This is a genomic window from Agrobacterium sp. CNPSo 3708, assembly GCF_028674915.1.
In the GTDB taxonomy this organism is placed as follows: domain Bacteria; phylum Pseudomonadota; class Alphaproteobacteria; order Rhizobiales; family Rhizobiaceae; genus Agrobacterium; species Agrobacterium cavarae.
The window spans coordinates 276580-300610 of the sequence record NZ_JAQZSF010000006.1 but is presented as its reverse complement, the minus strand read 5'-3'; the positions used below and the strand labels follow the sequence as shown (position 1 = coordinate 300610).

Genomic DNA, 24031 nt, shown 5'->3' with positions numbered 1-24031 from the left:
GTGCGGCCCTGCAATGCGCAGGGCCGGAATGGATCAGGCCGCAGCCTTGGCAAGCGTTGCCTTCTGCGTTTCGAAAGCCCACTTCAACCAGGGCATCACGGCCTTCATGTCGGCCGTTTCGATAGTCGCGCCAGCCCAGATACGAAGGCCGGACGGCGCGTCGCGATAGGCGCCGATGTCGAGCGCGACGTTTTCCTTTTCGAGAAGGGCAACCATGCCCTTGGCGAAATCGGCCTGGGCGCCAGCATCAAGGGCTGCAACATCCTTGCAGACGATCTTGAGGCAGACGGAGGTGTTGGAGCGCGTCTCATCGGCAACCGCCAGATTGGCGATCCAGTTGTTCTCGGCGACGAAGTCGAAGATGACCTTGGCATTGGCATCGGCACGGGCGATCAGCGCCTTGAGGCCACCCAGGTTCTTCGCCCAGAGAAGCGCATCGATATAGTCTTCAACGCAGAGCATCGAGGGCGTGTTGATCGTCTCACCTGTGAAGATGCCTTCGATCAGCTTGCCGCCGGACGTCATGCGGAAAATCTTCGGCAGTGGCCAGGCGGGAACATAGGTCGTCAGACGCTCGACGGCGCGTGGCGAAAGAATGATGACGCCATGGCCACCTTCACCGCCCAGAACCTTCTGCCAGGAGAAGGTCGTAACATCGAGCTTGGCGAAATCGAGATCCTGCGCGAATGCGGCAGAGGTTGCGTCACAAATGGTAAGGCCCTTGCGATCGGCGGGAATGAAATCGGCGTTGGGAACGCGAACACCGGAGGTGGTGCCGTTCCAGGTAAAGACCACGTCGCGGTCGAAATCGACCTCTGCGAGGTTCGGAAGCAGGCCGTAATCGGCCTCGAACTTGCGAACATCCTTGAGCTTCAGCTGCTTGACGACATCGGTCACCCAGCCGGCACCGAAGCTTTCCCAGGCAACCATGTCCACGCCGCGTTCGCCAAGCAGCGACCACAAGGCCATTTCAACGGCGCCGGTGTCGGATGCGGGAACGATACCGATACGATAATCGGCGGGAACATTCAGAATTTCGCGGGTAAGATCGATGGCCTGCTTCAGCTTGGCTTTGCCAACCTTGGCACGATGCGAACGACCAAGCGGTGCATCGGTGAGAGCATCAAGCGACCAACCGGGGCGCTTCGAGCAGGGACCTGAAGAAAAATGCGTATTGCCCGGACGCACGTCCGGCTTCACTATATCTGTCATTTGACTATCCTTCCAGATAGGCGCTCCACGTTAGGGTGGAGTGTCCTGACACCGTTGCTATTCCTCTCGCCCGTTCCCGTCAAGCGGAATATGTCGCAAGCTTCGATAATTTTGTCCGATCTGCGTCAGATGCCGGCAACCGCCCAAACAAAAACCACCCGTATCGATGAGATACGAGCGGTCGAAGTCTATAGTCGGTCTGTGACGTTTACTTGTAAACGGCAGGCTGAACCGGAATATCGGCCGGTGGCATGTACTGTGCGGTATCGCAGCCATTGAAGACATAGCGGCCGCCGAGACGGATTTCATGCGACGTCAGACCCTTGTCGCGACCAGGACCGGCAGCGCCATTGAGACCGAACATTTCGCCCTGGCCGATCTGGCGGAAGCGATAGCCGATATCGGCCTTGAAGTCGCAGGTGACATCAACCGAGGCACCGGCCATCAAAGCGTAAGCGAAGCGCCAACTGCCCTTGCCATCGAATTCGCAGCAACCCGAATCGGTCTTGAACGTATCCCACTTCACATGCGCACCACCGATACCTGCACCGAGATAGGGGGTGACGCGGCCATAGGTGCCGAGATCGACATAGGCGTTCGCCATCAGGCCAAAGGCCTGAAGCGAGGTGTGCGACTCGAGGCTTGGAGCGGAGCCCCGGAATTTCGACTTCGACAGATAATCGAGGGTCAGGTCGGTGCGCAGATAATTGTTGATCTGGTAGCCCACGCCTGCGCCGAAGAGGACACTGTCCTTCTGGGACGTGCTGGTAAAGCTCACATCTTCCATCGCAGATGCCGACACTGCCCGGTTGAAGCTGCCGCCACGGAACTTGTTGAAGGAATAGCCGACATCGCCACGCAGATACCAGCCGCTTGCTTCCTTCACCTGAATTTCCGGTGCGGGCTCAATATAGGCTGGTGGGGCTGACTGATAGACATCCGCAGCGAGTGCGTGCTGACCTGCCATCAGAGCGGCAACGACACCGATCAGGCTCTTCTTCATGTGGGTGGCTCCATAAGCGGCATACGCGAACGGCGCGTACACCAGTGAATTCTTCACTTATGAAACATGAAGGAAATTGGTTAAGTGACGATTAATATCACGGCCAGTACAGGTCGTTTTGCTAATAAATACAGTCAACACCCGGTTAAATGAAGCAACGTCTACACCTCAAAGTGCGCATTCACACGCAGGAATGCGCTCCAGCACATCCAAAAGCTGCACGTCAGCAAGTCTACGCCGCTGCGCCGAACCGGTACGTTTCTGTAGAATTATTCCCTTTTGATAGACAACAGTATTAACCGGCACACAGTATAAAACGAAACGTGTGTGAACAGCTGGAAACCTAGACCCTTCCAGATGGTTCAAACGCAGAACGTTTCGACTTTGCCCGTCATCGTCCCCACAAGCGACCACGACGAAGCCACTCACAGCGTTCGCTAGCAACTGCATCACGACAAACCCGTTGAGAAGACGACACAACAACTGTTCGAGAGTGGCCTTCGTTGAAAACCAATCTGAAAAGCATCTTCGACTTCTCTCCCACACCTCGGGACAATCCGGTGTTGTTGAGAGCGCAATATGTGGCCTTCAGCCAGCAGATGCCGATGATGTACTTCATTCTACTCTCGAGCACGTGGGCGCTGGCCTTAACCTATCTGCACACCGCGCCGAGGCTGCTGTCGCTTGGCGTCCCATGCCTCTTCACCGTGATGTGCGGGGCGCGCATCCTCTTTTGGCTACGGTCTAGAGGTGATACTCCGCCCATTGCGGCTGTCGCATCCAGCATGAGGCGGATCAACATCCTTGGGGCGGTAATTGCCGCGTCCTTTACCACATGGTCCTGTCTTCTCTATCCCTATGGGGACGCCTTCCAGAAATCACATGTCGCCTTCTATATGGCGATCACCGTCATTTCCTGCATCTTCTGCATGATGCATGTGCGCTCCGCCGCCCTCATGGTCACGGCGATCGTCAACGGCACCTTCGTCGTTTTCTTCGCATCCACCGGGCACCTGACGCTCATTGCCACAGCCATCAACATTCTGCTCGTCTGTTTCGGCATGCTGGTCGTGCTGAAGATCAACTACGACAATTTCGAGCAAATGGTGCTGGCGCAGCAGAAGACCGAAGCCCTGAGCAACGAGAACCTCAAGCTCGCCAATATCGATAGCTTGACCGAACTCCCGAACCGCCGCGCCTTCTTTCATCATCTCGACACGTCCTTCACCCTCGCCCAGGCGGAAAATCATCGCCTCGCCGTCGGCGTGATCGATCTAGACGGCTTCAAACCCGTCAACGACCTTTACGGGCACTCCGCTGGCGACCGGCTTTTGAAAGAGGTCGGTGAGAGGCTGCAAGACGTCTGCAACGCCGAAAGCATGTTCCTGTCGCGCTTGGGTGGCGATGAGTTTGCTTTCATCATCTCCGGTCAGGTGAACGAGAATACCGTTCTTGCCGCGGGAAACCTGATGGGCTCCAAACTCCGCATCCCCTTTGAAACGCCGGATGCGACGATCATGATTTCCGCTTCGATCGGCATCGCCATCTATCCGGATGTGGCGTCCACGCCCGAGGAACTGTTCGACCGGGCCGACTATGCGCTCTACCAGAGCAAGCGCGAACATCGCGGCAACAGCACCCTGTTCACCACCAAGCATATCGTCGAAATCCACCGCGATGCGCGCGTGGAGCAGACGCTGCGGCAAGCCGATCTCGCAAACGAGTTGTCGGTGGTCTATCAACCGATCCTCGACGTCAACTCCGGCAAGACAGTCGGTTTCGAAGCGCTCGCACGCTGGAACAGCAAGCTTCTTGGTACTGTCCCACCGGCACAATTCATTCCGATCGCAGAGCGCGCCGGCATCATCAACATGCTGACGAAACCGCTGTTGAAGAAGGCATTGGCCACCGCGAAGACGTGGCCGCAGGACATTCGATTGTCCTTCAATCTCTCTGCCCAGGACATCAACAGCGCCGAAGCCACGCTTGGCATCATCGCCATCATCGCCAATAGCGGCTTCGACCCGCAGCGGCTGGATCTCGAGATCACCGAAACCGCGATCATTCATGACACCCGGCAGGCACGCAAATCCGTCGAGATGCTGCGAAAGATCGGCTGCGGCATTTCGCTCGACGATTTCGGCACCGGCTATTCGAGCCTGACCTCGCTTCACTCTCTACCGCTGACCAAGCTCAAGATCGACCGCAGCTTCGTCAGAGACATCCAAGACAGCGACGCCAGCTACAACATCGTCCGCTCGCTGCTGACGCTCAGCCGTGAAATGGGCCTAGACACGATTGTGGAGGGCGTCGAAACTCAAGCCGAACTCGCCGTCGTCAAGGCGCTCGGCGGGACGCTAGTGCAGGGCTATGTCTTTTCCCGGCCGATCCAGGCGGATGATGTGCATGCGTTTCTCAACGGGTGTGTTGAGGACAGCCTTCCGCAGTGGGCGTGACGCGGTCATAGGCAAGCGGGCGGCAAAGCAAGCGCAGCAAAGATACCGAGGCGTTCTGACCTCGCCTCTTGATCACCCTTGGTCTGGACCCATCGCTGTCCGGTTCGATGTTGTGACGTATGACGTATGTCTTTGATCGAGCTTATCTTTTCTGTGTCTTCGACGAGTTGCACCGCGACGGCGACGAAGGAACGGGAGCATCGATGGTTACGTTCCTCATTCCTGTGCTTGTCACAGGAATCCAGTCAGACCAAGTCTTTGGTCTTAAAGAACTCCTCTCGCCGCGCGGACGCGCAGCGGCTAGATTCCTGTGACAAGCACAGGAATGAGGAAAGACGTTACCTTTCCCCGTCCTATCAGTTGATTACCTTCAAGCAGCCGACTTCACGCTGCCAATCACGCCGACCAGGTCGTTGACGATCCGCTCGACCTGGGCGCTGTCATCGCCTTCTGCCATGACGCGGATCAGCGGCTCGGTGCCGGATGGGCGAATGACGAGACGGCCTTTGTCGGCAAGCGCGCTTTCGGCATCGGCAATCGCCTGTTTCACAACCGGGTTTTCCAATGGCTTGCCGCCGGAAATGCGGACATTCTTCAAGAGCTGCGGCACGGGCTCGAACTTGCGGCACACTTCGCTCACCGTCTTTCCCGAGCGCTTGACGCGCGCCAGAACCTGAAGGGCGGCCACGAGGCCATCACCCGTCGTGCCGTAATCGGAAAGCACGATATGGCCGGACTGCTCGCCGCCGACATTGAAATCGTGGTTGCGCATATGCTCGACCACGTAACGGTCGCCAACCTTGGTGCGCGCCAGCGTCAGACCCTTGTCGCCAAGGAAGCGTTCCAGGCCGAGATTGGACATGACGGTTGCGACGATGCCGCCGCCACGCAGGATATTGTCGTCGGCCCAGCTATGGGCGATCGTCGCCATCAACTGGTCACCATCGACGATCTGGCCGCGTTCATCGACGATGATGACACGGTCGGCGTCGCCATCGAGCGCGATGCCGATATCGGCGCGCACTTCGTGCACCTTCTTCTGCAACGCGTCCGGATGCGTCGAGCCGCATTCGAAATTGATGTTGGTGCCGTTCGGCTCGTTACCAATGGTCACGACCTCGGCACCGAGCTCCCAAAGCGCTGTCGGTGCGACCTTGTAGGCCGCGCCATTGGCGCAGTCGATTGCAATCCTGAGCCCGCTCAGCGTCACGTCGCGTGGCAGGGTGCGCTTGACGAACTCGATGTAGCGATAAATGTCGCCATCGACGCGCTTGGCGCGACCGATCTCATGCGGCTTGGCAAGCTGTGCGTGGATGTCCTTGTCGAGCAGGTCTTCGATTTCCAGCTCCAGCTCATCGGAAAGCTTGTAGCCATCCGGGCCGAAGAGCTTGATGCCGTTATCGGCGAAGGGATTGTGCGAGGCGGAAATCATCACGCCGATATCGGCACGAAGCGAGCGGGTCAGCATGGCAACGGCGGGAGTCGGGATCGGGCCGAGCAGGAAGACATCGAGACCGGCGGCGGTGAAGCCGGCGACTAGGGCGTTTTCCAGCATATAGCCGGACAGACGTGTATCCTTGCCGATCACGACGCGATGACGGTGATGGCCACGACGGAAGATCGTGCCAACAGCGATCCCCACCCGCATCGCAAGATCCGGCGTCATGGGGAAAACGTTGGATTGCCCGCGAATGCCATCAGTTCCGAAATAGCGACGTGTCATGTGAACTCCAAATATATGGCGGCGCCGTGCACTAAGATGCGGCAACCTTTTTTCGCTAGATGCCACAAAGCGAGTCTGGCAGCACGTAAATTACCGCAAAAACGGAATATATGTCGTGACCGGCCCAGGTTCTCCCCAGGAAAGCGGGGGCTCGGGGGCGAAGCGCCAGCAATGAGAGAGGCGACGGACAGACGGGAAGCTACGGGACTGGCGCCGCACCCACTACACACTCCGTCATCCTCGGGCTCGACCCGAGGATCCATGTTTTTCAATCGCTTACGTTTGTTGCCTGTGGATGGTCGGGTCAAGCCCGACCATGACGACGGAGAAATTTGTGCCAGCTTTTGGACAAGCAAGCGTCGCCAGCGACACCTGACAAACAAAAAGGCCGCTCTTTCGAAGCGGCCTTCCCGTCGTAAACTTGTGCACGAAGCTCAGTGCGGCTGGGGCTCCATGCCGCCTTCGGCTTCGCCATCGCCCTTGGCCTCGTTCGGGCCATCCTTCTTGGCGCCCGCCTTCGGCACGGCCGAGCCGCGATTATGGGGCGAGTCGTCGCCCATATCGCGAGCAGGCTTTTCGCCCTTCAGCAGCGACTTGATCTCTTCGCCCGACAGCGTCTCATATTCGAGCAGGCCTTCGGCAAGAGTCACGAACTCGTCGTGCTTGTCGGTCAGAATGCGGCGCGCTTCAGTATAGGCCTCGTCGATCAGGCGGCGAACTTCGCTGTCGATCGTCCGCGCAGTTGCCTCGGAAACATTCTTCGACTGCGACACGGAGTGGCCCAGGAAGACTTCCTGCTGGTTTTCGCCATAGGCAACCTGTCCGAGTTCGTCGGAGAAGCCCCACTGCGTCACCATGGCACGCGCAAGCTTGGTCGCCTGCTCGATATCGGACGACGCACCCGACGTGATGTTTTCCTTGCCGAAGGTCAGTTCTTCTGCAACGCGGCCGCCCATCATGATGACGAGGCGCGACACCATCCACTTGTAGCTCATCGAGTAACGGTCGCCTTCCGGCAACTGCATGACCATGCCAAGCGCGCGACCGCGCGGGATGATCGTCGCCTTGTGCAGCGGATCGGCCACCGGCACGTTCAGAGCCGTGATGGCGTGGCCTGCCTCGTGGTAAGCGGTCAGTTTCTTTTCGGCCTCGGTCATGGCGGTCGTGCGGCGTTCCGCACCCATCATGATCTTGTCCTTGGCGTCTTCGAATTCCTGCATGGTGACGACGCGCTTGTTGCGGCGGGCGGCCATGAGGGCTGCTTCATTGACGAGGTTCATCAGATCCGCACCGGAGAAACCGGGCGTGCCACGGGCCAAGACCTTGAGATCGACATTCGGCGCCAGAGGCACGTTGCGCGCATGCACTTTCAGGATGCGTTCGCGACCGACGATATCGGGGTTCGGCACCACGACCTGACGGTCGAAACGGCCTGGGCGCAGAAGTGCTGGGTCAAGAACGTCGGGACGGTTGGTCGCGGCGATCAGGATGATGCCTTCATTGGCCTCGAAACCATCCATCTCGACCAGCAACTGGTTCAGCGTCTGTTCGCGTTCATCATTACCGCCGCCAAGACCGGCGCCGCGATGGCGACCGACGGCGTCGATTTCGTCGATGAAGATGATGCAGGGCGCGTTCTTCTTCGCCTGTTCGAACATGTCGCGGACACGGGATGCACCCACACCGACAAACATTTCGACGAAGTCGGAACCGGAAATGGTGAAGAACGGCACATTGGCTTCACCGGCAACCGAGCGCGCCAGAAGCGTCTTACCCGTACCGGGAGGACCGACGAGCAGCACGCCGCGCGGGATCTTGCCGCCGAGACGCTGGAACTTCTGCGGGTCCCGCAGGAATTCGACGATTTCTTCCAGGTCCTGCTTGGCTTCGTCGACACCGGCGACATCGTCAAAGGTGACGCGGCCATGTGCTTCCGTCAGAAGCTTCGCCTTGGATTTGCCAAAGCCCATCGCGCCGCGCGATCCACCCTGCATCTGCCGCATGAAGAACAGCCACACACCAAGGATCAGGAACATCGGGAGAAGCGTACCGAGATAGCTCAGGAAACCGGAGGAACCATCGCTTTCAGGACGCGCGACAATGGTGACGTTCTTCTGCTGAAGACGGTCCATCAGCGAGTCGTCAATGACCGGCGAATAGGTCTGGAAGGTCGTTCCATTTTCGGTGTAGGTGCCAAGAACGCGGTTGCCCGTTACCGTCACTTCACGGACACGGCCTGCATCGACATCACGAATAAATTGCGAATATGGAATTTCGCGCGAGCCGGACTGAGACGGCGACGTCTGAAACATGCTGAAAAGCGCAATCAGCAAAAGAGCAATCACCGCCCACAGGGCGAAATTTCTAAAATTTGGGTTCATTGAACTCCCCGAACTCCAACGGACGGATGACCGCCCGCCATTATGTTGCCCCTAACATAAGGAGGACAGTTGCGGTTGCCAAGGCGAAGGGAGGAAGGAGATGTGTTTTGCGGTAAAAACTCTGCGAAATTTACGACAAACTTTGCAGTGGAAGCCGCGGATAGACGCCGCGCCCGAGACTGAGCGCAATTGCGTTGGCCAAATCGAGGTCGAAGCGCGGGAGAAACAGGTCGTAGGGCGCTAGCAAAGGGCGCATCGTAATCAACCCCATATCGGCCTCCCCCTGCCCTGCACCCTCCGGAGTAACACGTGGCTGCGAGAGCTTCGCGCGTTTCAACACGCCGGTCGGAACGGCGGTGGGCGTGGCATCCTCTGCATAAGCAACCGCACCGCCGGAAACAGTCACCGGAAGCTGAGAACGGTTGACGATCTCGAACCGCTCATCCCACCTCGCGGTCTCGCCGGGAGCAACGGTTATCGTCGGCACGTCCCGGTTCTCCCGCATCAGGTATAAACTATCCTTGCGCCGGTCGAATATGACGCGCCCTGCCGTCAGCCTATCTGGCTCTCTGGCGGTGACAAAGGCCATCACCCGATCCATGCTCTGCGCCGCAAGCGGATAGGTTCTGCCGCCTGCAACGCAAGCGACTGCGGTCAGCGCATAGCGGATGACGGTAGGATCATCGCCAAGACAATCGGCGCTGAGCTTGATCAGTCCACCCGGATAAGCCTGCGCAGCGCCGGAGACCAAAGCCGCGGCGCGGGATGCAAGCTCTGTCCTGTCAAGCAACGGCTCGCGGGACTGTGGTCCGGCATCCCTTGAGAGCTTGCGCACACGCACCCGCTCATACTTATCGTCGTCATTGCTAGGGTCATCGAACCAGCCCTGCCCTTTGGCGGCGAGATAGTCGCGAATATCCTCGCGCCGCACGCTCAAGAACGGGCGCAGCACCCAATGGCGGGCATTGTAGAGAACCGCATTCGCCATACCAGAGAGGCCGGGCATGCCAGCCTGCGCGCTTCGTTGACTGCGCATCGCGATCGTCTCGCGCTGGTCGTCAAGCGTGTGCCCTACCACAATGGCTGTTGCGCCGATCTTGCCGGCGACCTCGCCGACCAGCCGATACCGCGCTAGCCGCGCTGCGGCGGAGATACCGGTTTTCGGCTTCTCGTCATTCCAGCGAAGGATGTCATGGGGAATATTCAGCCCGCGGCAGAAGGATTGAACGGCTTGCGCTTCATCCGCCGCTTCGGGGCGCAAAGCGTGGTCGATGGTCACGGCATGAAGCTGGACATCGTCGCGACCGGAGACACGCAAAACCTCGTGAAGGGCAAGAAGCAGGCCGGTGGAATCACTTCCACCTGAGACCGCCACCAGAAGAAGGGCGGGTGTTGAAATGCGTTCTAGAAGATTCCGCGCTGCCTCAATCGGCGCTAGCGGAGAAGAAAGGGGCGCCATGGCGGGGGCGGCGAGCAGGCTCAGCAGCCGATGCGCTTCTGTTCACTGGTGACTTTGCCGAGAACGGTCTTGGAGGCGCTGGGGTAGCGCTTCGGCACTTCGCGCAGCGTGGCGCAGGCGGTGTCTTTGTTATCCAGTGCGGCAAGCGACATGCCGAGCTTCAGCAGCATTTCAGGTGCCTTGGGAGACTTGCCGTAATTCTTGTGGCCGTCGAGAAAGGTCTTCGCCGCAGCGGTGAACTTGCCCTGCGAATATTGCGCTTCGCCAAGCCAGAAGCTGGCATCCGCCGCCTTCGAGCCATTGGGGTAGCCTTGGATATACTGCTCGAAGCCCTGCTCCGCCTGCTTGTAATCGCCAGCAAGCACATGGCTGTAAGCTGCCTGGTAGATATCGTTTTCGCTGGTCAGCGCTGCGGTATTGACCGGATCGGTGCTGGTGGACTTGCCACCCGTGCTTACACCTGGAAGCGCCCCTGCAGAATTGTTGGCACTGGAATTCAGCGTGCCGCCAACCGGCAGGCCGCGCGAATCAAGCTCGATCGAGCCAAGCGTCGTCTCGCCGGGTGCCGCGTTGGACCGCGGACCGGTGGGTGCTGCGCTGCCTGGCACCGAAGCGCCGTTGGTGGACGGCTCTCCGATAATGGTTGCGACATCGTCAGACGGACCGGCGGAAGAGCCTGCAGGCGGAAGATCCGCCTCGGCCTTTTTCTTCGGTGCTGCAGCCGGTGCAGAGGACTTGCCGCCGCCTTCCAGTTCCTGGAAGCGGTACTCATTGTCTTCCTGCGCCTTGCGAATGGTTTCCTGCATCTGGAGAAGCTGGAAGCTCATCTCCTCGATACGACCGTTCAACTGACGGATCTGCTCTTCAAGCTGTTGTACGCGGTAGGTCTCGTTGGCCTGGACATTGACCACCGGAGCCCGCGAATTGGTCGTGCTAGGGTTCCCACCCCAGCCAAACAACGGCTGCGACACTGCAGTGCCGCTGAAGCCGGTGCAGGCTGCAAGCCCCAGCATTCCCGCCACGACAAGTTTCTTCATAGTGCTTCCTGTCTCATTGATTTGCGCCCCAGCGGCGCAACTCGCGATTTTTTCCATCTGCGATGAAAAAGCAACTTAACTTCGGCCAAACTATGAAAAAAACGAAAGGCGACCCGAGGGCCGCCTTTGCAAATTTCATCACGATTGCGCGAGGCAATTACATGCCTGCGCCACCGAGAACGGTAACCGCGCGGCGGTTCTGCGACCAGCAGGAGATGTCGTCGCAAACGGCGACCGGACGTTCCTTGCCGTAGGAGATGGTCTTCATGCGGTTGGCCGGAACGCCCTGGGATGCCAGGAATTCCTTGGTGGCGGCTGCACGGCGTGCACCGAGCGCCAGGTTGTATTCGCGCGTGCCGCGTTCATCGGCATGGCCTTCAACCGTGATGGCGTAGTTCGGGTAACGAGCAAGCCACTGGGCCTGACGCTGCAGCGTCTGCTGTGCATCGGCGCGGATCGAGGTGGAGTCGGTATCGAAGAAGATGCGGTCGCCGACATTGACGGTGAAGTCCTGCTGCGAACCAGGCGTCGCGGAACCAGCACCACCGCCGAGGCCAAGCTCGCCAGCGCTGTTCGGCATGTTCTTCTTGTTCGCGCAACCGGCAAGCGCCAGAGCAAGCGTCAGAGCGATAACAGCCGGATTGCGGGCGATTTTCTGCATTGGGCTAAGCGCCGAAGTTTGTGTACGGCTCATCGCCGGTCTCTCCTTAGGATTTCGATAACGTTGCCAGACGCTAACCGATTGAGGTTAACGGCCCCCGAACGCTTATGGTTAACAAAACGGAAATGTCCCACTTTTCTGCTCCCTCACAGCATTTTGCGGCAAGAAAGAGGCGCATTCCCGGTATTCTCCACAAAACCGCCACAACAACTCCGGTTCGAGGTGCTGTGGCGGGTATTCATCAGGCATGGTCGAAGCAAAACGGTAGAGCGGTTGTGCGAGAGCGACATGCGAAAGAACAAGGCCTAATGCGTAGGGAGCGAATCTGAAAGATCGCGAAACGCCTTAGTCAAGTAGTGGCGACCAGGCAGGGTCGGACGCATAGGTCGGGGTCTTGACCATCTGCTCGTTGTAACCTGTCAGGTCGATGGAATAGAGCTGCGGGCCACCGGCACCGGCATTCTGGCGGAAGAACATCAGCACACGTCCATTTGGCGCCCAGGTCGGTCCCTCATTGTGGAAGCCGGACGTCAGAATGCGCTCGCCAGAACCATCGGGCTTCATCACGCCGATGGAGAACTTGCCGCCCGACTGCTTGGTAAAGGCAATCAGATCGCCGCGCGGAGACCAGACCGGCGTGGAGTAGGACCCGTCGCCGAAGGAAATACGCGTCTGGCCCGAGCCATCGGCATTCATCACATAGATCTGCTGGCGTCCGCCACGGTCGCTTTCAAAGGCGATGCGCTGGCCGTCCGGCGAATAGGATGGTGCCGTGTCGATCGCACCCGTATTCGTCAGACGCGTCGTGGTGCGCGAGCGCAGATCCATCGTGTAGATATTGGCATTGCCCTCCTGCTGAAGGCTCATGATCACCTTCTGACCATCCGGCGAAAAGCGCGGGGAGAAGGTCATGCCCGGGAAGTTGCCGACGACTTCACGCTGTCCAGTTTCCAGTTGCAGCAGGTAAACGCGCGGCTGGTTGCCTTCGAACGACATATAGGTGACTTCCTGCCGGTTCGGCGAGAAGCGCGGCGTCAGCACCAGATCGTTGGTGTTGGTGAGGTTGCGAACGTTGAAGCCATCCTGGTCCATGATGGACAGCTGGCGCTTGCGCTGCTGCTTCGGTCCGCTTTCGGACACGAAAACAACGCGGGTGTCGAAATAGCCCTTCTCGCCGGTGATGCGCTCATAGATGGCATCGGCGATGATATGCGCGACGCGGCGCCAGTTTTCCGGCTGGGTGAAGAACTGCTGACCCATCATCTGCTGGCCGGCAAAGGTGTCCCACAGACGGAACTCGGCGCGAAGACGGCCATCGGCCTCTTTCGTTACCCGGCCCGTCACCAGTGCCTGGGCATTGATGACCTTCCAGTCTTCAAAGCGCGGGGACTGGTCCGGATTGCTGATCTTTTCGATGAAGGCGCTCTTGTTGATCGGCGCAAACAGGCCGGAGCGCTGCAGGTCCGCCGCAACCACAGCGGAAACCTGCGCACCGATGCCGTCACCCGACATGAAATCGGTGATCGCAATCGGCAGCGGCTGCACATTGCCCTTGGTGATATTGAGCCGAACTTCCGCGTTGGCTGGAGTGATCGCAACGAACGACAGGATGAGGCCGGAGGCCACCATCATCGCGCGAAGGAAAGAGAACTTGATCATCGAGACAAGCCTTTCAGCTTTTTTTTCATAAATTGCACATCGATTGGAATACGGATGCCCGGCGCCGAAAGCGGCTGCTTAGACACCGAAGTCTTCCGGCGTGAACGTCAACAACAAGGTGTTCCATCCTTTTTCACCGTCGTACTTATCCGGTGGGAGATTGGTAAAGGGCGCGGATCGGGTGACGGCGCGCCTTGCGCTGCCTTCCACCGCCCGGCGCGTTCCGTCCGGTCCGCCTGTCGCCGAAACCTCAAGCTGGCCGACGATCTCACCCGATCTGTCGAGATGGACGCGGACTTCAACGACCACCTGCGCCACATCCGTCAGGCCGGCAACCATCGACCAGTTCTTGGAGATCTGTCCACGCAAAGCATCCATCTCACTGGCGCTCAGGCCCGTGCCGATCGTCTTCTTGCCACCAAGGGCTGCCGTCTGGGTGGAGCGCTTCGCGCCACCGCCGGAAGGCGCCTGCTTGTTGAGAAGTGCAGAGATTTCGTCGGCATTGAACTCGCTCTGCTGTGTTGCGGCAGCCTTTGCCGTTTCCTGCTTGCGATCAGAGACCTTCTTGTCGGAAGGCTTTTCATTGGCCTTGGCCTGGTCGGTCTTCTTTTCAGTCGGCTTTTCCGCAGGCTTCTGCTCAGCCGGCTTCTGCGGCTCGGGCTTTGGCGGCTCCGGCTTCTGTTCCGGCGGCTGCGGACGCGCATTGGGGCGCGGCACGTTCTGCGGCACGGCAATTTCTGCCGGTTCCTGGTTCTGCGGCGGCGGCTCTTCGGCCTTCTGCTCGGCAGGCGGTGGCTCGGCGGGCTTCGGCGGCGTCGCGATTTCAGGCTTGGGCTGTGGAAGGGCCGCCATCTCCTGCGGCTTCGGCGCGGTCTCTTCCTTTACGATGTCCTTGACGTCGTTCGGATTGGTATCGACCACCGGTGCCGGCTGCTCCTGCTTGGGCGGAGCGGCAGCACTGTCATTGTTGTTGGGCTTTTCGGTCGGCGTCGGCGGCGCATCGAGGTCGGCATTGTTGTTGCCGACATTCTGCGCATTGGGCACGGTGTCGGGACGCGTGGTCGGAACAGGGGCGGATTTCTCCGCTTTCGGCGCCTTCTTGTCACCCTGCTGGATCTGCGTCATTTCCTCGACGGAGACGAGTTCGACAGGCATCGACTCGGCCTGAGACACCTCGAGCGGTGCCGGCGAGCCCAGGGACACAAGGGCAAAGGCCAGCAGCGAGGCGTGCACGATCGCAGATGTGGTAATGCTACCCTTCATCGCCGAGGTCAATTGTCCTGTTTCTGTTGCGTTACGAGGCCGATATTCTTGAAGCCCGCACCCTGAATACGCGCCATGACATCCGCGACAACGCCATAAGCGGCGACGGAATCGGCACGCACGAAGACGCGTTCATTGTATCCGGTGGTGGCGATCGCTTTCAGCTTATCCGCCACTTCCGCCGCTTCGATAGGCGTTTCCTGCAGATGGATCTGGCCATTGGCATTGACCGAAATGGTGATCGGCTGCGTTTCCGAGTTCAGAGCGGAGGCAGAGGTCTGCGGCAGATCGACCGGCACGCCGACCGTCATCATCGGCGCTGCCACCATGAAGATGATGAGCAGCACGAGCATGACGTCCACGAGTGGCGTCACGTTGATTTCGCTGATCGCACCGCCGCCACGGCGACCGCGTCCACGGCCGCGACGACCGCCCGAACCACCACCGCTACCGCCTGCTGACATACCCATCGCGTTTTACTCCACTGGCTTTCGGCGTTGCGTTTTACTGCGCGGCCTGACGCGTCTGCAGCTTCTCGTCGATCTGGCGAGACAGGATCGCGGAGAACTCGTCGGCAAAACCTTCCATGCGCGAGGAAAGCTTGTGCGCGTCAGCCATGAACTTGTTGTAGGCCATGACCGCCGGAATAGCGGCCACGAGGCCGATTGCGGTTGCCAGAAGCGCTTCGGCAATACCGGGCGCCACGACCGCAAGGTTGGTGGACTTCGAACCGGCAATCGCCTGGAACGAGGTCATGATACCGACAACCGTACCGAAAAGACCGATGAACGGACCGGCAGAACCGATGGTCGCCAGCGAACCGAGACGCGCTTCGAACTGCTCGGCTTCGCGTGACATCGTCACATCCATGGCCCGGTCGATACGCATCTGCAGACCGATCGGAGACCGCGCGCCGCGCTCGAAGGACTTCTTCCATTCGCGCATGGCGGCCACGAAGATCGCCGCAAGGCCGCCATTCTGGCGTTCGGCCAGGGTGCGGTAGAGCTCTTCAAGCGACTGGCCGGACCAGAACACCTGCTCGAACTGATCGAACTGGCGCCGTGCCTTGGTGAAGCTCATATATTTGTCGATGACGATGGCCCACGTCCAAACCGAGGCGGCTAAGAGGCCGATCATCACCAGCTTGACGATGAGTCCTGCCTGCATGAACAGTGCCCAAAGACTCACATCATGCGTTGCCGCTGCCAAACCTGCCTGTTCCATAAATATTCCAATCCCCGAATCCAAACGCCCGGTGCATGACCGGGCGATTCAAACACGCATTGATGCGTTAAGCGTCGCGGTTGAAATCCGCCAGCCCGTCGCCTTTGCCCCGATAAGTGCCAGTACGCCTTATTCGCCGGTAAATTTGGTAAAAGGAAGGCGCATAGCCCACAAATACCGGGCGTTTCAGTAAGACTACATTATGGTTAAGGGAGTGTTACGAAACATGGGGCTGCGGGCGCGTTTTCTGTCCCGCCCTTCGGTTTACTTCAAAAACTTCTCCGCGACCGTCTCCGGCAGACGTCTTGGTCTTCCTTTGGCGTTGATGACGGCAATGATCACTTTCGCCGCGACCAGCAGCGTCTCGCCACGACGGATCTCCTGGTTCAGCACCATCTTTGCCCCGCCCGCCTTTTCGGTGATGGTGGTAATGGTCAACACATCGTCCATCCGCGCCGGCGTCTTGAAGTCGATCTCCATGCGGTGAACGACAAAGACCAGCCCCTCCTCATCCGCCGTCAGAAGCGCACTCTGCTCGCAGCCAAGGCAGCGCAGATAGTCGGTGCGGCCGCGCTCGAGGAAATGAAGGTAGCGAGCGTGATAGACGAGGCCGGAAAAATCCGTATCCTCGTAATAGACCCGCTGCACCAGCCTGTGGCCATGCTCGATCAACTCTCCGGAAAGGGAAACGGTGATGTCAGTCATTGTCTGTCCTGGGTTGATTGCCTTCGCGCACGATCACATGCTGATGCCGCTCAGGCAGCATCTCGATACTGTCGGCAATGAATGCGGGACGCAGATCGTTCTCCCGTAGTGCTTTCACGGTTGCGGGCAACCAGCGGAACTCTACCTCGCCGCCATCGGCGACGCGGTGAATGATATCATTCTCATGAAACGGAAAAGCCTCGTCCAGCCGGATTTGATAATAGAAGGCCATCTCATGCGCCTGATAGTCGCCGTAAGTGAAGAAGTTTTCCGCCGACCAGACGAGACGCTCGATGCGCGCCTTCACATGCAGCTCTTCCTCGATCTCGCGCAGGATCGTTTCGTCGGTGCTTTCCCCGATTTCGGCCCGGCCACCGGGCAGCGCCCAGTAACGATCGGCGACGCTCCGGTTCACCAGAAGATGACCTTGGTGGAAGATCAGGGCTGCCACGCGAAAGCTGAAGAGCTGCGGCTTGTGGTCCAGCCGGATCATGTGGCGCGGTTGAGGATTGCTCATTTGTCGTCCAGATTGCCGTCATCCCAGACCACGTGGCGGGTGGAGGCGGGCAAGTTTTCGATCTCTGCGGCGATGAAATAGGGCGGGATGTCGAGTGCCGTCAATGCCTCTGTAGTCGCCCTGGCCCAGCGAAACTCAAGCGCATTCTTGCCGTCCTGAACCCGGTGGACGATCTTTTCCTCATCGAATGGGAAGCTCTCGGGCAGGTCCATCAGGTAGTAGAAACCAAGCTCGTGCCAGTCCTTGCCCTCGTAGTGAAAGAAGTTCTCCACCACCCACAGCAGCCGCCCAACGGAAACCTCGGCACCCAGTTCTTCCACCATTTCGCGCGCCAGCGTCTCTTCCGATCGCTCGCCCATTTCGGCGCGCCCGCCGGGAAAGGTCCAGAATTTCTCATGGGTGGCGCGATGCACCAGCACGTGGCCGTTGCGAAAGGCGATGCCTGCCACGCGCATCTGGAAAATGCGCTTCGGCTTGAATTTCATGCGAATGCGAGTGTCTTCAACCATCAGGTGTCCAAAGGATTAAACAGGAAACAGCAAATCAGTTTCCGTCCATCCTAATGCCTGTAATTCGGTTTTGCGAACAGGCGCATCGTCGCCGACGATAAATTCATCCAGCTGTGGCGGCTTGAGGCGCGTGCCGGAGAGCATCGCATGAACCTGGCCGCGATGATGCGTTTGATGTTGAAAGAGATGGGAAAGAATATCGTCGCAACGATCCTGCTGCACCCGCTCACCGCGGTGAACATGGACCGTAGCGGCAAGCCCGTCCTCGTCGAGACCGTCGACGAAAGCGATCAGATCCATGTCGAGTGCCGCTTGCGCCTCTGCCAAGGACGCCATGTCGCTATAGGGCTCAGGCTCGCCGAAAACGCTGTGACCCAACGATCCGCCGTTCATCGCATCGAGATAGAAGAGATCCACCAGGTAAATGTGGTTCAGCGTTTTGCGGATCGTCGGAAAAAAGCTGGTGCGCGGTGCCACCAACTCATCAGCGGTTAATTGAAGACAGGCGTGGTGCAAGCGCAGATTGGCAAGCCTGTTGTTGCGCGCCAGCTTTTTGAATATCCGCGTTGAATCATAGGTCATCTCGCCATCCTCTCGCATACAGGCCGAAGGCCCGAGGCAATCAGCGCCTTGAGCCTTTTTCGTCAGCGGCGACGAGGTGTCGGCTCAACTCGCCTTGTCGAGCTCCGAATGGCTCTTCAGAACTTTGCCGCCATCTTCCTGCTCGATCAGATAGGCAGGCTCATCCTTGCTGGCCTTACGCTTGATCGTCGAGCCGTCGATCTTGCGTTCGACATCCTCGGTAAAGCTCTCGGCCACCTTGCCCTCGCCTTTGCCATTGCCCCACTTCCAGCTGACCTTGGTGCCTTTGCGATATGTCGTCATGCGGCTTCTCCCATTGAAAGAACGGGAAAAGGCGGCGGCCGCGATCTGGTTCCGTCAGCCGACCAGATCGATCACAACGATTTCCGGTGGCGACATGAAGCGGATCGGCGCGCCGGAACAACCAAGCCCGCCCGACACGACCAGGTGGCGATTGTTCTCGACCTTGTGTCCATAGGCATATCTCTCGCCGAAGAGCGACGGAACGACGGGTCTCCAGCCAAAGAGATTGACCTGCCCGCCATGCGTGTGACCTGACAAGGTCAGTGACACGCGCTCCGGGATCGTCGGGAAAATATCCGGCTCATGGGCCATCATGATGATCGGCGCGTCATCGGTGATCTGCGCCATCGTTCCAGGAAGATCGTCGAGCCCGACAGTCTCGCCACTTTCGCGAAAGGCCCACTGATCCTCAAGTCCAGCAATCCAGAAGGGATGCTCTTCGCTCCCGGTTCGGATCGCGGTGTTGGAATGAACGGTAATACCGACGGCGCGAAGCGCCCTGTGCGACACGGTTTCCTTCAGCCGCAGCCTTTGGGCTTCGGCATCCTGCGCCCAGTCATGATTGCCGCACACGGCGTGAACGCCATAGGGTGCGGTCAAGCCGGAAAGCGCCTTTGCCCATTCCGCTGGCGGGACGATATCGGTGATGAAGCGTTGCATGCCGGTGACGTAGTCGCCAAGCAGCAGAATGATATCCCCGCCAAGCGTATTGGCATAGTTGGCGATGCTTGAAATCCGTTCCGTCGACATCCACGGTTCGCAGGCATGCACATCGGCAAGGATGACGAGACGCAGGCTCTGCCCGGCCGGCCAGTTGGGTGGGATGATGCGATAGCGCGTCGTCGCAAGCCGCAGCATAGGTTCGACACCACCTGCATAGGCCCCAAGCGAAAAGAAGCCTGCGCTGGCAGTCGCGGCCATTTTAAGAAGCGCTCGACGCGTGATCAAATTTACTCGTCCTCGAGAGATAGGCGAAACTGCGCCGCTTCCAGATCCTTAGGCGGCTGCATACCGAGATGCTTCCACGCTGTCGCGGTCAAAATACGGCCACGTGGCGTTCTCTGGATAAATCCCTGCTGGATCATATAGGGCTCGATGATATCTTCGATCGCATCGCGTGGCTCTGAGAGACCGGCTGCAATGGTTTCGATGCCGACTGGCCCGCCACCGAAATTCATCGCGATCATCGTCAGATAGCGCATGTCGAGCTGATCGAGACCCATATTGTCGACCAAAAGCCGCGTCAGCGCCTGATCGGCAATTTCGCGGGTCACGGCTTCGGCGCGGGCCACTTCGGCAAAGTCGCGCACGCGTCGTAGCAGGCGCCCGGCAATACGCGGCGTCCCACGCGCGCGGCGCGCAACTTCGCGCGCGCCCTCATCCGTCATCGGCAGCCCCATCAACCGCGCACCACGGCGCACGATCAGTTCCAGCTCATCCACCGTGTAGAAGGAGAGCCTCACCGGAATGCCGAAACGGTCGCGGAGCGGCGTGGTCAGAAGACCAAGGCGCGTGGTGGCGGCAACGAGGGTAAACTTGGAAAGATCGATCTTCACCGAGCGTGCCGCTGGCCCCTCGCCAATGATCAGATCGAGCTGAAAGTCTTCCATCGCCGGATAGAGGATTTCCTCCACCGCCGGGCTCAGCCGGTGAATTTCGTCGATGAACAGAACGTCGCGCTCTTCAAGGTTGGTCAAAAGCGCTGCAAGATCACCCGCCTTGGCGATGACCGGGCCGGAGGTGGACTTGAAGTTAACCCCAAGCTCCTTCGCCATGATCTGTGCCAGCGTCGTCTTGCCGAGACCGGGCGGACCGACGAAGAGCACATGATCCAGCGCCTCGCCGCGGTTCTTCGCTGCCTCGATGAAAATCTTCAGATTGGCGCGCGCCTCCGCCTGGCCGGTAAAATCATCAAGCGTCTGCGGGCGCAGCGTCGTATCGATATCCTCGCCGCGCTTCTCAGAAGAAATCAGCCGTGCAGCCTCACTCATGTCAAAAGTTCCATTCCGGGTATTTTTCGCGCTGCCTTGATGTCGAAGGTATAAATCGTTTTGCAGCCTTCGCCGAGCGACTGACACGCGATAAGCGCGTCCGTGAAGTCGGCATTATGGCGCTCAACCAGACGGACGGCTTTGACGACCTTATCGTGTCCTTCAACGACCAAACCCCTTGTGTGCAGCAACTTGCGAATGGCCAAGCTGATCTGTCGTCGATCGAAACCGTATTGTGACTTCAAAGCCCAACTGAGCTCGATCAAAGTGAGAAGCGTTACGAAGACAGTGTAGTCGCGGCCAATCCCTGCTCCGAAACGCAGTGCTGCTTCCCGTTGGCCTGGCTCATCATCAACGAAAAGACGAAGAACGACGTTCGTATCCACGCCATAGACCATCATGCAGCGGCATCCGCCTGATCATCATCGGTATCGACGACGTTATGGCCTGCAGCCTTGCTGACGGTCTCGTCTATTTCTTCCAAGGTGGCACGGCCCTTGGGAGGCTTACCTAAAAGGCCAGCGAGATCATTGAAATCAACATTCTTTGGCGTCAGCACCACTTCGCCATCGATGATGGAGTAGACGACCTGATCACCGGGCCTGAGGTCGAGCGCTTCACGCATGTCTTTCGGCAACGTCACCTGCCCCTTCGACGAAACGACAACTTCCCATCCCATTATAAGCACCCGTAAGAAAAAACTTCATATGGCGGAAATCTTATCACTCATCCGCCAGAAACACAAATGTCCGATTTATCGCGAAAGCTCCTTCAAACCCAGTCGGATCAGCCTGGCGCTATCGCCACCCTCACCACCATTCTTCAAGGCGGCAGCCACCGCATTGGCGGCCTGGTCTCGCGAATAGCCGAGATTGGTCAAGGCCGAGACGGCATCGGCCACAGGTGCTGGTGCCGCGCCTTCGCCGATCTCCTGCTTGAGACCGATGGCACCTGCCGCCTCTCCAGCAAAGGCCGGCGCCTTGTTGCGCAATTCGGTGACGATGCGAATCGCAACCTTCGGGCCAACGCCCGGCGCGCGGGAGACAACAGCCTTGTCCTGCAGTGCGATGGCGTTTGCGAGTTCGGACGGCGAGAGGGTGGAGAGAACCGCTAGCGCCACCTTGGAGCCCACACCCTGCACGCTCTGCAACAGATTGAACCACTCGCGCTCAAGAGCGCTCATGAAGCCGAAAAGCTTCAACTGGTCCTCGCGCACATAGGTCTCGATGAACAGCACCACCGCCTCGCCGGCTGAGCCAAGCCTGGACAGAGTGCGCGCCGAACAATGCGCCACGTAGCAGACGCCATGGACGTCAACGAGAACGTAGTCGTCGCCGATTTCCTCTATGGTGCCTTTGAGTTTGCCGATCATCGTCGCGTCCGTGATATTTGAGAAAGAGGTGAAGAGCCGAAGAACGCCCGCTTAGCCCGCAGCAAGAAGCCGGCGCATCCGGTCGCCCCCGCGGTTATGCGCGTGGCAGATGGCAATCGCCAAGGCGTCGGCGGCGTCATTACCCTTGAACTCGGCCTTCGGCATCAGGATTTTCAGCATCATGTGGATCTGCTGCTTTTCACCGTGCCCCACACCGATAACCGCCTTCTTCACGGCATTCGGCGCATATTCGGATACGGGCAGGCCCGCACGGGCGGGAACGAGCATGGCAATGCCACGCGCCTGACCAAGTTTCAGGGTCGCCACCGCGTCCTTGTTGACGAAGGTCTGTTCCACCGCCGCCTCATCCGGCTGATAGGAGTGAACGACATCCGCCAGCCCGTCATGCAGCTGACAAAGGCGCGAGGCGAGATCCATGTCGCCATCGGACGTTACCGTGCCGGACGCCACGAAACGCAGGCTGTTGCCGATCGTCTCGATGACGCCCCAGCCCGTACGCCTTAAGCCCGGATCAATGCCGATAATTCGAATCGCGTTTTGCATGTCTCACCCTATCGTCTGGTCAGGAAACCTGCCAGCCATAAGTGAACAAAACAAAAACATTCAATGAGAAAATGCGCCGCGCCAGCGGATCGCCATACACGCTCACGCCGTCAGTTTTTTTGAACCATGGATCAATTCGCTGCGACGAGGATGGCAAATACGACGCCACACCTTAAATAAGGTCCTAAATAAAGGCCGGAAGGAGCATGCCATGATTCCCTTTTCCATTCTCGATCTATCGCCGATTGGCGACGGGGAGAACGCAAGCCAGGCGCTCGACAATTCGCGCCGCATGGCGATCAAGGCGGAAGAACACGGCTATGAGCGTTTCTGGCTGGCCGAGCATCACGGCATGCCGGGTATCGCAAGTGCCGCAACGTCGATTGTCATCGCCCATGTGGGTGCCGCAACCTCACGCATCCGCGTCGGCTCGGGCGGCGTCATGCTGCCCAACCACTCTCCGCTGGTGATCGCTGAACAGTTCGGCACGCTTGCCGCTCTTCTGCCGGGTCGTGTCGATCTCGGACTTGGCCGCGCACCGGGAACGGATATGCGCACGGCGCGTGCACTTCGCCGCAATCTCGATGCAGGGGCCGAGAATTTCCCGCATGATATCGTCGAGCTTCAACGCTATCTCGGCGCGCCCGAACCGGATCAGGCGATCCTTGCCGTGCCAGGTGTGAACTCCAATGTGCCGATCTGGCTGCTGGGCTCCAGCATCTACAGCGCCCATCTGGCCGCAGCGCTTGGCCTGCCCTATTCCTTCGCCTCGCATTTTGCACCCGATATGCTGATGGATGCCATCGCCATCTACCGCGAGCGCTTCCAGCCGTCTGCGACGCTATCCGAGCCCTATGTCATGGTGGGCATCATGGGCGTCGGTGCGGATACGGATGAGGAAGCCCGGCATCTCTTCACCTCGGCCCAGCAGCAATTCGTCAATCTGCGCAAGAACGTCCGCACGCCCTTCCCGCGACCGGTCGAGAGCATGGATGGCTACTGGAACGACATGGAGCGGATCACCGTCGAACATACGCTGCGTTACGCCGCCGTCGGCTCGCACGCGACCATCGATCGCAAACTCCAGCAGTTCCTGGGCGAGACCGGCGCGGATGAATTGATCGTGTCCATGCCGATCCACGACATCAACAAGCGGCTGCGCTCGGTTGAGGTTTTTGCGGACGTACGAAACGGCGTGAAGAAGGCGGCGTGAGGCCAAGATGAAATCCTGTCCTTGCGTTTGATAGAAGCCGACCGTTTGTCTCTGCTTCATCATCAGGTCGATGGACCGGGCTTGTGCCCCTCTCCACCGTCATCCTCGCCCTTGAGGCGAGGATCCATAGTTTCTGCACGTCACGAGTGGGTTAGATCCTCGCCTCATGGGCGAGGATGACGTCGCGGAATGGTAGA

General features: G+C 59.0%; 24 protein-coding genes. 2 read left to right on the top strand and 22 right to left on the bottom strand.

From position 1 onward, the window contains the following. Nucleotides 1-33 precede the first annotated feature (33 nt). Both PVA19_RS15135 and PVA19_RS15130 read right to left on the bottom strand, forming a co-directional pair. Nucleotides 34-1212 (bottom strand): phosphoserine transaminase, encoded by a 1179-nt coding sequence (locus PVA19_RS15135; protein ID WP_274103181.1) that lies wholly within the window; start codon nucleotides 1210-1212, stop codon nucleotides 34-36. Between the two features lie 208 nt (nucleotides 1213-1420). Beyond that, a complete protein-coding gene (locus tag PVA19_RS15130) occupies nucleotides 1421-2215 on the bottom strand; it encodes an outer membrane protein (RefSeq protein ID WP_062598840.1) in 795 nt (264 codons plus the stop codon). 503 nt (nucleotides 2216-2718) lie between these two features. On the opposite strand from PVA19_RS15130, the gene PVA19_RS15125 reads away from it, so the two are divergent. Further along, the gene (locus PVA19_RS15125) at nucleotides 2719-4671 is read left to right on the top strand and encodes a putative bifunctional diguanylate cyclase/phosphodiesterase (protein WP_440598525.1); all 1953 of its coding nucleotides are present in this window, start codon (nucleotides 2719-2721) and stop codon (nucleotides 4669-4671) included. Between the two features lie 370 nt (nucleotides 4672-5041). Here the strand turns inward: PVA19_RS15125 and glmM are convergent, their stop codons facing one another. The 20 genes from glmM to ruvC form a co-directional block, all read right to left on the bottom strand. Continuing rightward, nucleotides 5042-6394 (bottom strand): phosphoglucosamine mutase, encoded by a 1353-nt coding sequence (glmM, locus tag PVA19_RS15120; RefSeq protein WP_062426211.1) that lies wholly within the window; start codon nucleotides 6392-6394, stop codon nucleotides 5042-5044. 434 nt (nucleotides 6395-6828) lie between these two features. Continuing rightward, nucleotides 6829-8775, bottom strand: coding sequence for an ATP-dependent zinc metalloprotease FtsH (gene ftsH, locus PVA19_RS15115; RefSeq protein ID WP_062427959.1), 1947 nt, complete (start codon nucleotides 8773-8775; stop codon nucleotides 6829-6831). A 130-nt stretch (nucleotides 8776-8905) separates the two neighbouring features. Continuing rightward, complete coding sequence (gene tilS, locus PVA19_RS15110; protein ID WP_274103180.1) at nucleotides 8906-10234, bottom strand: tRNA lysidine(34) synthetase TilS; 1329 nt, start codon at nucleotides 10232-10234, stop codon at nucleotides 8906-8908. Nucleotides 10235-10254: 20 nt separating this feature from the next. Further along, complete coding sequence (ybgF, locus tag PVA19_RS15105) at nucleotides 10255-11271, bottom strand: tol-pal system protein YbgF (RefSeq protein ID WP_062427957.1); 1017 nt, start codon at nucleotides 11269-11271, stop codon at nucleotides 10255-10257. Between the two features lie 157 nt (nucleotides 11272-11428). Beyond that, nucleotides 11429-11965 carry a peptidoglycan-associated lipoprotein Pal gene (pal, locus tag PVA19_RS15100; protein ID WP_062427956.1) on the bottom strand — a complete coding sequence of 179 codons (537 nt, stop codon included), beginning with the start codon at nucleotides 11963-11965 and terminating at the stop codon, nucleotides 11429-11431. 312 nt (nucleotides 11966-12277) lie between these two features. Beyond that, a complete protein-coding gene (gene tolB / locus PVA19_RS15095; RefSeq protein WP_062427955.1) occupies nucleotides 12278-13591 on the bottom strand; it encodes a Tol-Pal system beta propeller repeat protein TolB in 1314 nt (437 codons plus the stop codon). Between the two features lie 78 nt (nucleotides 13592-13669). Then, nucleotides 13670-14854, bottom strand: coding sequence for a hypothetical protein (locus tag PVA19_RS15090; RefSeq protein ID WP_062427954.1), 1185 nt, complete (start codon nucleotides 14852-14854; stop codon nucleotides 13670-13672). An 8-nt stretch (nucleotides 14855-14862) separates the two neighbouring features. Beyond that, the gene (gene tolR / locus PVA19_RS15085; protein ID WP_062427953.1) at nucleotides 14863-15324 is read right to left on the bottom strand and encodes a protein TolR; all 462 of its coding nucleotides are present in this window, start codon (nucleotides 15322-15324) and stop codon (nucleotides 14863-14865) included. Nucleotides 15325-15358: 34 nt separating this feature from the next. After that, nucleotides 15359-16078 (bottom strand): protein TolQ, encoded by a 720-nt coding sequence (tolQ, locus tag PVA19_RS15080; RefSeq protein ID WP_062427952.1) that lies wholly within the window; start codon nucleotides 16076-16078, stop codon nucleotides 15359-15361. Between the two features lie 264 nt (nucleotides 16079-16342). Continuing rightward, nucleotides 16343-16783, bottom strand: a complete 441-nt coding sequence (ybgC, locus tag PVA19_RS15075; RefSeq protein WP_062427951.1) for a tol-pal system-associated acyl-CoA thioesterase — start codon at nucleotides 16781-16783, stop codon at nucleotides 16343-16345. Further along, nucleotides 16776-17300 carry an NUDIX hydrolase gene (locus PVA19_RS15070; protein ID WP_274103179.1) on the bottom strand — a complete coding sequence of 175 codons (525 nt, stop codon included), beginning with the start codon at nucleotides 17298-17300 and terminating at the stop codon, nucleotides 16776-16778. The genes ybgC and PVA19_RS15070 overlap by 8 nt, the downstream gene beginning before the upstream one ends. Next, complete coding sequence (locus PVA19_RS15065) at nucleotides 17297-17809, bottom strand: NUDIX hydrolase (RefSeq protein WP_274103178.1); 513 nt, start codon at nucleotides 17807-17809, stop codon at nucleotides 17297-17299. Before PVA19_RS15065 ends, PVA19_RS15070 begins: the two co-directional genes overlap by 4 nt. A gap of 15 nt (nucleotides 17810-17824) precedes the next feature. Then, entirely contained in the window at nucleotides 17825-18391 is a 567-nt protein-coding gene (locus PVA19_RS15060) for a DinB family protein (RefSeq protein WP_274103176.1), read from the bottom strand. A gap of 84 nt (nucleotides 18392-18475) precedes the next feature. Continuing rightward, complete coding sequence (locus tag PVA19_RS15055) at nucleotides 18476-18694, bottom strand: DUF2945 domain-containing protein (protein ID WP_062427947.1); 219 nt, start codon at nucleotides 18692-18694, stop codon at nucleotides 18476-18478. A gap of 54 nt (nucleotides 18695-18748) precedes the next feature. Continuing rightward, nucleotides 18749-19642: a metallophosphoesterase gene (locus PVA19_RS15050; RefSeq protein ID WP_274103174.1), complete on the bottom strand. Its 894-nt coding sequence runs from the start codon at nucleotides 19640-19642 to the stop codon at nucleotides 18749-18751. Between the two features lie 2 nt (nucleotides 19643-19644). Beyond that, on the bottom strand, nucleotides 19645-20685 hold the full coding sequence (ruvB, locus tag PVA19_RS15045) for a Holliday junction branch migration DNA helicase RuvB (protein WP_062427945.1): 1041 nt from the start codon (nucleotides 20683-20685) through the stop codon (nucleotides 19645-19647). Continuing rightward, on the bottom strand, nucleotides 20682-21086 hold the full coding sequence (locus tag PVA19_RS15040; RefSeq protein WP_062439814.1) for a PIN domain-containing protein: 405 nt from the start codon (nucleotides 21084-21086) through the stop codon (nucleotides 20682-20684). The genes ruvB and PVA19_RS15040 overlap by 4 nt, the downstream gene beginning before the upstream one ends. After that, complete coding sequence (locus PVA19_RS15035; RefSeq protein ID WP_062439812.1) at nucleotides 21083-21364, bottom strand: AbrB/MazE/SpoVT family DNA-binding domain-containing protein; 282 nt, start codon at nucleotides 21362-21364, stop codon at nucleotides 21083-21085. The genes PVA19_RS15040 and PVA19_RS15035 overlap by 4 nt, the downstream gene beginning before the upstream one ends. 75 nt (nucleotides 21365-21439) lie before the next feature. Further along, on the bottom strand, nucleotides 21440-22057 hold the full coding sequence (gene ruvA, locus PVA19_RS15030) for a Holliday junction branch migration protein RuvA (protein ID WP_274103172.1): 618 nt from the start codon (nucleotides 22055-22057) through the stop codon (nucleotides 21440-21442). A gap of 51 nt (nucleotides 22058-22108) precedes the next feature. Further along, a complete protein-coding gene (gene ruvC, locus PVA19_RS15025; protein WP_062427941.1) occupies nucleotides 22109-22621 on the bottom strand; it encodes a crossover junction endodeoxyribonuclease RuvC in 513 nt (170 codons plus the stop codon). A 211-nt stretch (nucleotides 22622-22832) separates the two neighbouring features. On the opposite strand from ruvC, the gene PVA19_RS15020 reads away from it, so the two are divergent. Next, on the top strand, nucleotides 22833-23834 hold the full coding sequence (locus tag PVA19_RS15020; RefSeq protein WP_062439808.1) for an LLM class flavin-dependent oxidoreductase: 1002 nt from the start codon (nucleotides 22833-22835) through the stop codon (nucleotides 23832-23834). The last annotated feature ends 197 nt before the right edge of the window (nucleotides 23835-24031 follow it).